The sequence below is a fragment of the Bacillus sp. FSL M8-0266 genome (genome assembly GCF_038613425.1).
Lineage (GTDB): Bacteria > Bacillota > Bacilli > Bacillales > Bacillaceae > Bacillus > Bacillus pumilus.
The window spans coordinates 975,587-989,366 of record NZ_CP152015.1 but is presented as its reverse complement, the minus strand read 5'-3'; the positions used below and the strand labels follow the sequence as shown (position 1 = coordinate 989,366).

Genomic DNA, 13,780 nt, shown 5'->3' with positions numbered 1-13,780 from the left:
AGACTGCTTCATCAGCAGTCTCTTAAAATAAATTAGTTTACAAATGTTTTCGCTCCAAGGTAAATCGGCTTCCAGTAGCTTGAATTCATATCACTGATCGTCACACCATCGGAAGCAGCATGAATAAACTTGTTGTTCCCAATGTAGACACCCATGTGAGATGGACCCGATTTATATGTTGTAAAGAACACAAAATCGCCAACCTTTGGAGTTGATACGCTTTTCATTGATCCCCAAAAACCTTCAGTTGTTTGTCTTGAAATCTTTTTTTGTTTGTTAATGATATACCACATAAACCCGCTGCAATCAAAGCCCTTTGGTGTCGTTCCACCCCATCTATATGGTGTGCCATTGTGCGCTTTAGCATCCGCAACAAGCTTAGACGTGTTTAAAGAAGAAGCAGAAACTGTTTTTTCTTTAACAGGTGTTGTTTTCACTTTTTTAGACGTCTTTTTGACCTTTAGCTTTTGCCCAATTTTGATCAGGTTTGTTTTGAGTTTATTTAACGATTTCAGCTCTTTTACAGTCATGCCGTACTTTTTGCCGATTTTAGATAATGTATCACCTTTCACAACTTTATGAGTGGCTGTGGCTGACGCCGCTTTTACTTTTGTTGTTGTTTTTGATGTTTTCGTTATTTTTTTTGCGGCAGTACCATTTACTTTTAACGTTTGTCCAACAAATATCGTGTTAGATTTCAGCTTATTGTCTGATTTAATCTTGCTCACGCTTGTTTTGTATTTTTTCGCTAGAACAGAAAGAGAGTCACCTTTTTGAACTTTTACTGATTGTGCTGAGGCAGCTCCGGCAAATAATGTCGTCCCAAGTAAAACTGCACTTGCAGCTGTGATCAATTGTTTTTTCATTTGTTCCTCCTGTATGTATCTATCGAGATCCGAATTTTTATCTACTTACTATTATAAGGATCAAATACCAGAAGAAATAGTCTTGACTTCCTACGACATTATGCTTATTAATTCGGCAAAATTTATTTTTTTTTAGGGTTCTTTATATTTCATTTTCATTACACAATCATGACAAAATAAACGCATCTTGTCATGGATAAATGATACATTCATTTCTCTTTTTGGCTCATTCTATGTAAAGTGGGCCTTTACAATTTTAAAGGGAACTTTACGATCCTGTAAATGGGAATCCACAATTCTGCTCTACCATTGTAAACGTAAGAGCGATACATAAACATTGAGGAGGCAAAATGAATGAGTGTGTTGAAAAGCTCGAAAACGAAAATCGCTGCAGTGGCGGCAGCATCTGTGCTATCGATTGGCATTTTTTCAGGAATTGAATTTGGACAAGCTGACAAAGCAGAGGCTAAAAAGAAGCCAAAAAATGACGTGCAAAATGTGATCGTGCTGATCGGGGATGGCATGGGAACACCGTATCTTTCAACTTACCGTTCATTTAAGCATAACGGAGACCTTTCAAAGCAAACAGCGTTTGACCCTTACCTCACTGGCATGCACAAAACATACCCTAGCGACTCGAAAAGCAATATCACTGATTCTGCCGCAGCTGGTACAGCTATGGCAACTGGTAAAAAGACTTACAACAATGCGATCAGTGTCAATAAAAACGGTAAAAAATTAAAAACAGTTCTAGAAGAAGCAAAACGGAAGGGAAAATCTACGGGACTTGTCGTGACCTCTGAATTAACAAATGCCACCCCTGCTGCGTATGTGGCTCACGATGTATCGAGAAAAAACACAGCAGCCATCGCTGATGATTTCTTCGATGAAAAAATCGGTAAACAGCATACAGTCGATGTCATGCTTGGCGGAGGTCTCGTCGATTTTGTCCGAAAGGATCGTGATTTAACGAAGGAATTTAAACAAGCCGGATATGATTATGTCACCAATAAAGATGCCTTACAAAAAAACAAAAACCAAAAGGTGTTAGGCATTTTTGCTGATGGCGGTCTTGATAAAGCGATTGATCGTGATAAAAAGACCCCTTCCCTGCAAGACATGACATCTTCAGCCATTAAACAGCTGTCTAAAAACAAAAATGGATTTTTCCTTATGGTAGAAGGCAGTCAAATTGACTGGGCAGGACATGATCATGATATTGTGAGTGCCATGAGTGAAATGAAGGATTTTGAAAAAGCATTTGAAGAAGCGATTCGTTTTGCAAAAAAGGATAAAAATACGTTAGTCATCACCACTGCCGATCATTCAACTGGCGGACTTTCCTTTGGGGCAGACGGCTCAGGCAGCTGGGATTACAAACCGGTAAAAGCAGCGAAAAAGACCCCTGATTTTATCGCAAACAAAATCGTCAGTGGCATGCCTGTTGAATCAGCGCTGAAACAATATATCGATCTTGATTTCACAAAAGAAGAAATGGCCTCCATTCAAAAGGCCGCTGAAACAAAGGATGCTCTTAAAATTGATGATGCGATTGAAGAAGTGATCAACGTGAGATCACATACAGGCTGGACCACATCAGGTCATACGGGCGATGAAGTGCCATTCTTTGCGTATGGCCCAACAAGCCAAAAGCTAAAAGGTCTGATGGAAAACACCGATCAAGCAAAACACATTTTCAAACTGCTGAAAAACCAATAAAACTGGCAAAAAAGATGTCTGCTAAGAGACATCTTAGATTGTTGACAAAGTGCTAAAATGATGTTTATTTTAGCACTTTGTCTTCTTTTCAGCGTGATAGAAAACCTTTGCAGCCCTAGGAAGGGCGGCTACTTTTGCGGAGCGAATTGAACATTCGTGAGCACCAGCGCGCAGACCTGACAACGAATGCGAGGGTTTGTCTACACGCTGAGATGTCTGCTAAGAGACATCTTTTTTTGTTTTTTTATGCGAGATATTTTCTGTGGACTCCTTTTCCATCATACGAAAACATGACTTCTTTTCCTTCAAGAATGGATTCGATATGCACACTTCTTCCCCATAGCTGATGCAAATATGGGAGTACTTTTTCTAAGTATTTCAGATCTAGTTCAATGCCCTCATACCAATGTTTAATATAGAGTTCATTGTTTTTTAAATAGTCGCCATCCATCACGGTCAAATAAGGAAAGCCGCCATTGACCCTCATGCTGACTAGCTGATCACGAACAGCCTTCCATTCTTTATCGATGACTTTATAATCTCTCCCTTGTTTTTGAAACAAGTACAAATCTTCTCTCATCACAAGGTCTTTTGTTAAGTAATTTCGAATGAAGGAAATATCTGATTCAATCTCCCTTACTTCAAACATTTTGCTTCGGCCCGATCCTTCTGTCACCCCTGCTTTTTTTAATTCTTCACATGGGTTGTCATAGCGCTCTTCGATATCTTCAAAAATCTTCAAACCTAAATAGTAAGGATTGATGCCTGTTTTTGATGGCTGTACCACGCCAGCATTTAATTTGGCAAACTCGATCGATTCACTTGAATCTAAATCAAGCTCTCGCATTATCCGCTGATGCCAATACGATGCCCAGCCTTCATTCATAATCTTTGTTTCTAGCTGCGGCCAAAAATAGAGCATTTCCTCCCTCAGCATCGTGAGGACGTCGCGCTGCCACGGCTCTAACTCCCGGGAGTGCGCCTCAATAAAAAGTAAAATATCTTTTTCCGGCTTTGGGGGAAATGGCTTGGCGATTTTCTTTTTCTCACGTATTTTCGGCTCATCCATTCCCCACAAATCATCATACGGCGTCTGACGCTTTGGTTGGTCATCTTCATATTCTTCTTCATCGCCGATATTCCAGCTTAGTTTTGAACGAACAAGAGACGGATCAATATGCTCCTGAAGAGCCAATACGGCGTCTAAAAAGGATTCAACTTCTTTTGTTCCATGAAGATGCTCATATTCCTTGATCCGCTCTGCCGCTGCTGACATGCTTTCTACCATGTCTCGTTTTGTGTTTTGGAAACGGCAATTATTTTTGAAGAAATCACAGTGTGCCAGTACATGAGCCACAATTAATTTATTTTGAACAAGCGTGTTGTTATCAAGTAGAAAGGCGTAGCAAGGATTTGAATTGATGACTAGCTCATAAATTTTGCTTAATCCTAAATCATAATGAAGCTTCATTTTATGAAATTGTTTACCAAAGCTCCAGTGGCTGAATCGTGTTGGCATTCCGTATGCACCGAACGTATAAATAATTTCCGCGGGACAGATTTCATACCTCATCGGATAAAAATCTAGACCAAATCCTTCTGCAATTTCTGTAATTTCATCAATGGCTCTTTGTAAAAGACGTTTTTCTGATACGCTCAAGGAAACCATCCCTCCTCATCGGACTTATCCCTACTATATGAGCGCATCTAAAAAAACATGATGTTCCGCCATTCGTTTAGACGACTTCCATTTCTTTCGTGGATTGCCCGCCGAATGACTCGAAATGTATATTCTGTTCTGGAATTCCCAGCTCTTTTAGTATATAAATCATCTCCTGTGTAAACACCGGGGATCCGCATAGATAAAATTGGCCTTTCCCTTCTCCAACCACTGATTGAAGGAAAGGACGGTCAATGCGGGAAGCTGCCTTTTCAACAAGCTCACCCTTACCCGACTTCGCAAATTGTTCATTACATAAGATGATGCGGCCATGCGGAGCTGATGCTAGAACGCTTTCAAATTCATTTTCAAAAGCGGTGACATCCTCTAATCGATCTGCATGAATCATTGTAAATGGATGGCTGTTTTGCGCTGCTGTTTTCAATAAACCGATCATTGGCGTGACTCCAGAACCAGCACTAATGAAATAAACAGGCTCTTTTGTGGCTTCTTGCAAGCAGAATATTCCCTGCGGCATACTCACTTGAAGAACGTCTCCTTCTTCCATTTCATCATGCAAAAATGTAGACACATGACCATCGCGCTTCACTGTGATGCGGTAATAAGATGGATGATGCTGATCTGATAAGCTGTATTGTCTGCTACACATATAAGCCTCACCTGGCATATCTGCCTGAACCGTCATATATTGACCTGCTTCAAACATTGGCAGCTCTGATTCATCTTCTGGTACTAAGTAAAAGGAGATCAGCGCTGGAGATTCCTGTACCTTTTTCTTTATCACAAACGGCTTCACATCTGCCCATCCACCAGGTTGCTTTACATTCACCTCCATCATTTCTGCTTCAATCGTAATAAAAATATTTGCAATGATGTCATATGCGGCCTTCCAAGCTAAAAGCGTGTCATCTTTTTCCGTTAAACCAAACACTTCTTTCATCGCTTCAATCAGGTGATATCCGACGATTGGATATTGCTCTTTTTTGACCATCACACTGACATGTTTATGGGCAATCTGTTTGACCGCAGGAAGTAATTCTTCTAATCGATCGATGTGTAGTGCAGCTTGATATAGTGTCGCAGCAAGCGCCTCTGGCTGACTTCCGTTCATGAGGTTTGTTTGATTAAATTGATTGAGTAGCTCTGGATGCTGACGAATCATATTTTGATAAAAAACAGTCACAAGTTTGGTTCCCTCGGCTTTTAATAGAGGGGCTGATTGTTTAATAGCATTCATTTGATCTTTAGATAACATCGTCATTCCTTCTCCCTAAAGATGTATTTTAAATACATCTTTATCGTAACGGATGTCAGCTTATAAAAGCAATATTTATAATACATGTTTTGAATGTTGACACATTTAACACTTTCTCGAACAGTTTTTGTCTAAAATGTGTTACGATGATACAAAACTCTATAGGGTTTAGAGGTCGTCAAAATGAAACTAACGAATTATACAGATTTCTCATTAAGAGTACTCATTTATTTAGCATCAAGAGAGAACAATGAACTGTCAAATATTCAGCAGATCGCCGATGTTTATGGCATTTCTAAAAATCATCTGACAAAGGTGATTTATCATCTTGGAAAACGCGGCTATGTTGAAACGATCCGTGGAAGAAATGGCGGGATTAGGCTTGGGAAAAGCCCAGAAAGCATTAACATTGGAGAGGTTGTCCGTTATACAGAGGATGATTTAGTCATGGTTGAATGCTTTGATCCAAGGAAAAACAGCTGTATCATCTCCCCGATTTGTTCATTAAAGCATGTACTTCATGAAGCACTTACTGCTTACTTGCGCGTTCTTGACCAATACACATTAAAAGATTTAACACAAAACAAAGATGCTCTTAGAGAGCTCCTCCTTTAGACGAAAGAATTCTATTCTTTCGTCTTTTTCTTTACCTTCTTGTAATAATAATTAATTTAAAATTATTATAAATAGATATTGACTATCATGTTTGATTCAATATAATTAGGGTATATAGATTGCTAGAAACCATTTTTTTGTTTACAGGAGGAGAAAAAGAATGACAAATTCAAATCATAAAAATTTGACAACGAACCAAGGCGTACCTGTTGGCGATAATCAAAACTCAAGAACAGCTGGTCACCGCGGACCTACATTTCTTGATGATTACCATTTGATTGAAAAACTTGCACACTTCGATCGTGAACGTATTCCAGAGCGTGTCGTTCATGCGAGAGGCGCCGGCGCTTATGGTGTGTTTGAAGTTGAAAATAGTATGGAGAAACATACAAAAGCGGCTTTCTTAAGTGAAGAAGGAAAACAGACAGATGTTTTTGTTCGCTTCTCAACCGTTATTCATCCTAAAGGTTCACCTGAAACATTGCGTGATCCGCGCGGCTTTGCTGTCAAATTTTACACAGAAGAAGGCAACTATGATCTAGTTGGTAACAACTTGCCGATCTTCTTTATACGTGATGCATTGAAATTCCCTGATATGGTTCACTCTCTCAAGCCAGATCCTGTAACCAATATCCAAGATCCTGACCGTTATTGGGATTTTATGACCTTAACACCTGAATCCACTCATATGCTCACATGGCTCTTCTCTGATGAAGGAATCCCTGCGAACTATGCTGAAATGCGCGGTTCTGGTGTGCATACATTTAGATGGGTCAACAAATATGGAGAAACAAAATATGTGAAATATCACTGGAGACCTTCAGAAGGTATTCGCAATTTATCTATGGAAGAAGCAGCAGAAATCCAAGCGAATGATTTCCAGCATGCGACAAGAGACTTATATGACCGTATTGAAAATGGCAACTACCCAGCATGGGACTTATATGTCCAGCTGATGCCGCTGAGCGATTATGATGATCTTGATTATGATCCATGTGATCCAACAAAGACATGGAGCGAAGAAGATTACCCGCTTCAAAAAGTAGGACGCATGACTCTGAACCGCAATCCTGAGAACTTCTTTGCTGAAACAGAGCAAGTTGCTTTCACACCAAGTGCACTTGTTCCAGGAATTGAAGCATCTGAAGATAAATTGCTTCAAGGTCGTCTGTTCTCTTATCCAGATACGCAGCGTCATCGTCTTGGTGCCAACTATATGCGCATTCCGGTGAACTGTCCTTATGCACCTGTACACAATAATCAGCAGGATGGCTTTATGACAACGACTCGTCCAAGCGGTCATATTAACTATGAACCAAACCGTTACGATGATCAGCCAAAAGAAAATCCTCACTACAAGGAAAGTGAACAAGTTCTTCACGGTGATCGTATGGTGAGACAAAAAATTGAAAAACCAAACGACTTCAAACAAGCAGGGGAAAAATATCGAAGCTATTCTGAAGAAGAGAAACAAGCATTGATCAAAAATCTAACCGCTGACCTGAAAGACGTAAATGACAAAACAAAATTACTTGCGATCTGCAACTTCTATCGTGCAGATGAAGACTACGGACAACGATTAGCCGATTCACTTGGCGTGGATATCCGCTCATACCTTCAAGGAAGCATGAAATAATTGATCCGGAAATAGCACCTCTAATAAAGAGGTGCTTAGATTGTTGACAAAGTGCTAAAATGATGTTTATTTTAGCACTTTGTCTTCTTTTCAGCGCGATAGAAAACCTTTGAAGTCTAGGAAGGGCAGCTACTTTTGCGGAGCGAATTGAACATTCGTGAGCACCAGCGCGCAGACCTGACAACGAATGCGAGGGTTTGTCTACACGCTGGGCACCTCTAATAAAGAGCTGCTTTTTTATAGACGGAATACGTTAATACTAATCAAATGACCGGTCACCGGGTGAAAATAGATTTCTGCATGCGCAGCAAAAAGCGTTGAGCCTTCCTTCACGGTGACGCGAAAGACATCTTTTGTCTGATCTTCATTTACTTGTGTACGCCCGATATATTGATAATCGTTTAAAGCGGCGCCTTCATATTCCTCTTGCAACGCTGTGTACGCAAGTCTTTCCCAATTTTCAACAGGCTGCATCGCTGCATTTGTTGGAGGATGGATCATGAAACTGCCAAACAAAACCATTCCTGCTGCAAAAGGCACCCACCATTTCGGCTGCATGATATCATTGCTCTCACTTTCATGTATATTTTGTTTATGTTTTGCTGATCGATCCATTTTCATACATGAAGCATTTATTCAGCCTATAATTCCCGGTACACGATTGATGCGGACACCAACTTTTCCCCTGAAAATGTCGATATGTTCCGAGCAAACTAATGAGGACTTCTCAAGGGAAAGGAGAAGGTTTGATGAATGTGGCGGATTATGATAAAGCACTTTATTATACGCATCGCTCGCAATGGGATAATTTACTTATTCTTATGGTACGTACGCAAGATGACTTGCTCTCGAAACGTATTGAGCATTTCTTACACGCGTATCAATTTAACCGGAACGATGCTGATGTTGAAAAATGTTTATATGGGCTCCTGCAGTACATTGACCATGCTTCAGAGGCTGCTGCTTCTGAAGTTTATTCACAACCGGTGTACACATAAAGAAAAAGGCTGATGATCAGCCTTTTTACATACATTTAGCAGTGCGCAGTGATTGGAAGCATAAAGTGGTCTTTTACCCAATCTTGTTTTGTATAAACAAACAGCGCATCCTCGTCATTTGGTGCCTTCACCGCGTGTAAGCCGTCAATTGACGTATCAGGTGTAAAATAGAACAGCACTTTTTCCGTCGTTTCACTCACAATATATGCAACAACTTCCTCTATATTTTGTCGCTCGAGAGAAATGATATCAAATACATGTATGGTTTCATTTTCTTCATTCATCAGAACAATCGTATCCAACGCTTCAATATAGAAAATGGCATCCCGCCAAACGAATGTAAAATAAAACATCAATAAGCTGCCATGATCCTTAGCATCTAATTTCATTGAGCCTGTTTGGCGTTTCTCTGCGAACTGTTCAAGTAATGGCAGGTCATGTTCCAACGTCAGCTGCTTGAAACGCACGTTCTTTTTCATTTGAATAGCGCTTTTGCCGATATTTAAACTAAATTCACTTTCGTCATAACGAGTAAAGCCGAACCTTGGATAAAAATCCAGTACAGTTTCATTGGCAAAAAGAAAGATCAAATCACAATCATGTTCGTACGAATCCATAATATGCTGCAATAACTTTGTCGCTAATCCCTTGTGGCGGTAGGCTTGATCCGTCATCACCGTGCCAATTTGAACAGCTCGATACGTTTGGCCATCAATGATCAGCGACATGAGATAGACGGAAGCGTTTGAGATCACTTTCCCGTGATGGACAAAGGAATAAGGAATATATTTTTCATCCCAATACCCTCTTTTGTACCAGTCACTAAAATCCAAATCAAATGTCTTGATCGCTAACTGATTAAAACTTTCTTTCAATTTTTCATTATGGCGATAATCACTCACTAATTCATATGTCTCCATGCTCATTTCCTCCTTTTATCATTTCACCTTTAGTCAGCCGGTTTATCACCCCCTTCAAAATAAAAAAAGACTTGATGAGCATATACTCATTAAGTCTTTTTTCGTTTTACTCATAGAAATTAGACTGAACATGCTTCTCTTTTCACGCAAAAGGGCACGTCAAATAAACCAACAACCGTGCTCTTTTTATTCAATTCATTGAACTGAATGTGCGCTTAAAAGTTTTAGCATAACGACTAAATTCCCTTCTGTTATAGCAGCTCTTTAGGCTGACTTTTTTGATAATCCACTGCATACAGAGCCGCTTGGGTACGATCTGCCAGCTCTAGTTTTGATAATACATGAGATACGTGCGTTTTGACAGTTTTTTCAGAAATAAACAAGGATGAGGCAATTTCTTTATTGCTTTTCCCCTTTGCAATTTCGAATAAGACATCTCGCTCTCTATTGGTCAGCTCTTTCATTAACTCCCATTTTTGCTCTTTTGGCTCAGTCAAATGCTGCACAAGAAAATTGGTGATATGACCATCTAATTGATAGGTGCCCTTTTGTACGTCAATCATTGTCGTAAGAAGTTTTTCTGGCGCTACATCCTTGAGCTGATAGGCTTTTGCCCCTGCTTGAATGGCGGGAATAACATAATCTTTATCCGCATAGCTTGTCAGGATCACAATGCGGGTATCAGGCATTTCCAGCGTCATTTGTTTCGTTGCCTCAATGCCATTCATTACAGGCATCGATAAATCCATGAGAACGATATCAGGCCGCGTTTGTCTGACAATTTCTAATGCTTCTTCTCCATTAGAAGCCTCACCAACGATTTCGACGTCAGGCTGTGTCTGCAGGAAAAACACAAGCCCTTTTCTCACAATATGATGATCATCTGCAATGACAACTCTCATGACGACCCCTTCCTTTCTTGAGAAAATGGCACCTTCACTTGAATAGTGGTTCCTTTACCGAGCTCAGACTCTATACAAAATGTTCCACCAGCTCTTTTGATACGGTCAGACATCCCTTTCAGACCAAGTGAAGGGAGGCTCATTTGCTCGTCATACTGAAACCCTTTTCCATGGTCGATGATTTTCATCTCAAACGTGTCTTTTGATTGTTCAAGCTGGACCTTGACTTCCTCTACTTCCGCATGTTTTTGACAATTATTCAGCGCTTCTTGGCATACCCGAAACAACGTTTCATGCTGGGTATGATCCATCTCCATACAGCCTGATAACGATAATGTACAGCGTAATCCTAAAAGCTTTGCATACTCTTGAATCCCTGTTGTGAATCCTTTTTCAAGTCCTCTTGGCCTTAGCTGCCAAATGAGTGACCGCATTTCAACCAGTGCATCTTGTGACAAATGCTGAATAAAATCAATCATTTCCCCTAGATTCTGATCGTTTGTCATTTGACGGGCGGCTTTAGCAGTCAGGCTGACTGAAAATAGCATTTGGTTAACGGAATCATGTAAGTCCTGTGCAAGCCGGTTTCTTTCTTCCAAAAGAGCATGCTGATGTTCGTTTTGCACAAGCTTCATCCGTTGAATGGCGGTACCAATTTGAAGCGCAATGCTTTCAAGCAAGTTCAATTCTTCTTGCGTAAATGTGACTTTTCCTTTTGCCGCCACATTCAATAACCCGAACGTACGCTTACATGCTTTGAGGGGAACCGTCGCATGATGCGTAATTCCTTCAGTATCCCCAAGCTGCTTTTTCATCGCCGTTTCGATGCGTTTACAATTCATAATGTTTGTGGCTGATTGGAGTGAACCTTTTGTGTATCGATTGATGCAATAGCAATCGTTTTGGCACATGAGCTGCTTTTGATGCTTTGCCAGCGCTTCGGGTAAGGAGACCTCTGCCATCAGTTCATACGAGCCGTCTTTTTCTATAAAATAAATCCATGCGGAATGAAAGCCTGTGACATCCATCAGCATATGGAGCACTTCATGAAGCGTATCTTTCATTTCCGTGCCTTCATTTAGCTTTTCAGCAATTTCTTTTAACGTTTTTAATGTTTCAACCTTCTCTTGATATTCTCCCATACTGTTTACCCCCGGCATTTGCTGCCTTCTCTTTTCATTACGCTCATTATATCATGAGCATTCTGCCGGTTCTTTCTCTAAAAGGATGATTTTTTCTCATCCTTTTGATGGAGAAAAAGCCATCATGTATTCACACAATGGCCTTGTTTGTTTATTTAGCTGTTTCTTCCACAATTTCATAAACGACTTTCATCACTTCTTCTGACAAATGCTTCAGCTTTTCTTCGCTATCTGTTAACGATGTACCTTTGACAGCAATATAAAATTTCACTTTAGGCTCAGTTCCGGAAGGTCTTAAGCAGAACCACGAACCATCCTCAAGGAAATATTTCAGCACGTTTGATGCTGGAAGGTGAATGGTTTCTTCTTTCTTTTCGGCAATCAGATATCTTTGACTTGATTGGTAATCCTCGATGACAGTGATGCGCTGACCCGCGATAGCAGCTGGCGGATTTGTTCTAAAGGTATGAAGGATCGCTGAAATTTGCTCTGCTCCTTCTTTTCCTTTTAAGGTTAACGACTTTAACCCTTCCCGGTAAAATCCAAACTCCTTGAAAATATCAACAAGCGCATCATACAAGGACTTGCCTTGTTTTTTATAGAAAGCAGCGACTTCGACAGCTAACAGCGCTGCTTGCACGGCATCTTTATCTCGGGCAAAGTCACCGATCAAATAGCCATAGCTTTCTTCGTACCCGAATTGAAACGTGTATTCCCCGCTCTCTTCGAATTGCTTGATTTTTTCACCGATAAATTTAAAACCAGTAAGCGTGTCAATCGTATGGGCACCAAATGCTGAAGCAACAGCACGCCCGAGCTCACTTGTGACAATCGTTTTCATCACAACAGGACGAGGCGGCAGCTGACCAAGCTTTTGTTTTTCAGACAATAAATAATGGAGCAATAGGGCTCCTGTTTGGTTGCCTGTTAAGACGGTAAACTCTCCATCATGATCTCTGACCGCAATACCTAGCCTATCCGCATCTGGGTCTGTTGCAATGAGGATATCGGCATTCTGCTTTTCGCCAAGCTTGATGGCATACTCAAATGCTGCATGCTCCTCTGGATTTGGCGATGTCACTGTTGAAAATTGCGGATCTGGTCTTTCCTGTTCAGGCACAACGGTTACGTGCTGATAGCCTAAAGCTTGAAGCCCTTTTCGGACAGGCTGGTTGGCCGTACCATGAAGCGGTGTGAAAACGACTTTAACATCGACCTCACCTGCCAGCTCAGGGTGGACACTGATGGTTTTTAATTTTTCAATATAAGCATGATCGATTTCTGCTCCGATCATGTTGATCAGCCCTTTTTGTTTTAACGTTTCTTCTGAATCAACTGAAATCGACAGTTCATTTTCTATTGCATCTACTTCTTGAATGACTTGATCTGCTTGAAGTGGAGGCAGCTGTCCGCCGTCTTCTCCATATACTTTATAGCCATTATATTCTGGTGGATTATGACTTGCTGTTACGACAATCCCAGCAAATGCATTCAGCTCTCGTACAGCAAAGGAGAGCTCTGGTGTTGGACGCAGTTCGTCAAATACGTATGTTTGGATGCCCTGCGCGGCAAGAGTTTTGGCTGCTTCCATCGCAAATTCAGGCGATTTATGGCGTGAATCATATGCAATGGCGACGCCTCTTCTTTTTGCATCCTCTCCATGTTTCGCAATATACGCAGCAAGACCTGCAGATGCTTTACGAACCGTGTACACATTCATTCGGTTCGTGCCAGCACCAATCTCCCCGCGCATTCCTCCAGTGCCGAACTCAAGGTTTTTGTAGAAACAGTCTTCAAGTGCTTGTTGATTATCTTGATGTGCCTCCAGCCATTCCCTTAGCTCAGTATCCAGGTGCTTCTCATTGATCCATCGCTCATAATTCGTCTTCCAACTCATGGTCGTCCTCCCAGCTCTTATCATCAATAAAATAACCTCTACTGCTATTTTATATGGAATCAACCTTTATGTCATGCTATATCATTGAGAGATGAAGAAAATGCTGAACAAATAAAAAAGCCGATGCATGATCGGCTTCTACTTATTGC

General features: G+C 40.8%; 12 protein-coding genes. 4 read left to right on the top strand and 8 right to left on the bottom strand.

Annotated features, from left to right (window positions below; genetic code table 11):
• Positions 1-32: 32 nt before the first annotated feature.
• Positions 33-866: a C40 family peptidase gene (locus MKY83_RS04760; RefSeq protein WP_065098947.1), complete on the bottom strand. Its 834-nt coding sequence runs from the start codon at positions 864-866 to the stop codon at positions 33-35.
• A gap of 354 nt (positions 867-1,220) precedes the next feature.
• On the opposite strand from MKY83_RS04760, the gene MKY83_RS04755 reads away from it, so the two are divergent.
• Entirely contained in the window at positions 1,221-2,585 is a 1,365-nt protein-coding gene (locus MKY83_RS04755) for an alkaline phosphatase (protein ID WP_185107621.1), read from the top strand.
• A gap of 244 nt (positions 2,586-2,829) precedes the next feature.
• On the opposite strand, the gene MKY83_RS04750 is transcribed toward MKY83_RS04755, so the two are convergent.
• Both MKY83_RS04750 and MKY83_RS04745 read right to left on the bottom strand, forming a co-directional pair.
• On the bottom strand, positions 2,830-4,245 hold the full coding sequence (locus MKY83_RS04750; RefSeq protein WP_106032296.1) for a SpoVR family protein: 1,416 nt from the start codon (positions 4,243-4,245) through the stop codon (positions 2,830-2,832).
• A gap of 76 nt (positions 4,246-4,321) precedes the next feature.
• On the bottom strand, positions 4,322-5,521 hold the full coding sequence (locus tag MKY83_RS04745) for a globin domain-containing protein (RefSeq protein ID WP_185107623.1): 1,200 nt from the start codon (positions 5,519-5,521) through the stop codon (positions 4,322-4,324).
• Between the two features lie 183 nt (positions 5,522-5,704).
• Here MKY83_RS04745 and MKY83_RS04740 point away from each other — a divergent pair, with 183 nt between their 5' ends.
• Together MKY83_RS04740 and MKY83_RS04735 are read left to right on the top strand one after the other, a co-directional pair.
• A complete protein-coding gene (locus tag MKY83_RS04740) occupies positions 5,705-6,136 on the top strand; it encodes an Rrf2 family transcriptional regulator (protein ID WP_050945422.1) in 432 nt (143 codons plus the stop codon).
• A gap of 160 nt (positions 6,137-6,296) precedes the next feature.
• The gene (locus tag MKY83_RS04735; RefSeq protein WP_003211348.1) at positions 6,297-7,772 is read left to right on the top strand and encodes a catalase; all 1,476 of its coding nucleotides are present in this window, start codon (positions 6,297-6,299) and stop codon (positions 7,770-7,772) included.
• A gap of 237 nt (positions 7,773-8,009) precedes the next feature.
• On the opposite strand, the gene MKY83_RS04730 is transcribed toward MKY83_RS04735, so the two are convergent.
• A complete protein-coding gene (locus tag MKY83_RS04730) occupies positions 8,010-8,393 on the bottom strand; it encodes a YqzG/YhdC family protein (RefSeq protein WP_003211293.1) in 384 nt (127 codons plus the stop codon).
• A gap of 128 nt (positions 8,394-8,521) precedes the next feature.
• Here MKY83_RS04730 and MKY83_RS04725 point away from each other — a divergent pair, with 128 nt between their 5' ends.
• Positions 8,522-8,770, top strand: coding sequence for a YhdB family protein (locus MKY83_RS04725; protein ID WP_003211315.1), 249 nt, complete (start codon positions 8,522-8,524; stop codon positions 8,768-8,770).
• A gap of 35 nt (positions 8,771-8,805) precedes the next feature.
• Here MKY83_RS04725 and MKY83_RS04720 read toward each other — a convergent pair whose 3' ends face one another.
• From MKY83_RS04720 to MKY83_RS04705, 4 genes are all read right to left on the bottom strand, one after another.
• A complete protein-coding gene (locus MKY83_RS04720) occupies positions 8,806-9,690 on the bottom strand; it encodes a GNAT family N-acetyltransferase (protein ID WP_065098950.1) in 885 nt (294 codons plus the stop codon).
• Between the two features lie 251 nt (positions 9,691-9,941).
• Positions 9,942-10,592, bottom strand: a complete 651-nt coding sequence (locus tag MKY83_RS04715) for a response regulator transcription factor (protein ID WP_003212112.1) — start codon at positions 10,590-10,592, stop codon at positions 9,942-9,944.
• Complete coding sequence (locus MKY83_RS04710; protein WP_342488219.1) at positions 10,589-11,734, bottom strand: GAF domain-containing sensor histidine kinase; 1,146 nt, start codon at positions 11,732-11,734, stop codon at positions 10,589-10,591. The genes MKY83_RS04715 and MKY83_RS04710 overlap by 4 nt, the downstream gene beginning before the upstream one ends.
• 151 nt (positions 11,735-11,885) lie before the next feature.
• Positions 11,886-13,631, bottom strand: a complete 1,746-nt coding sequence (locus MKY83_RS04705; RefSeq protein ID WP_342488218.1) for a phospho-sugar mutase — start codon at positions 13,629-13,631, stop codon at positions 11,886-11,888.
• Between the last annotated feature and the right edge of the window lie 149 nt (positions 13,632-13,780).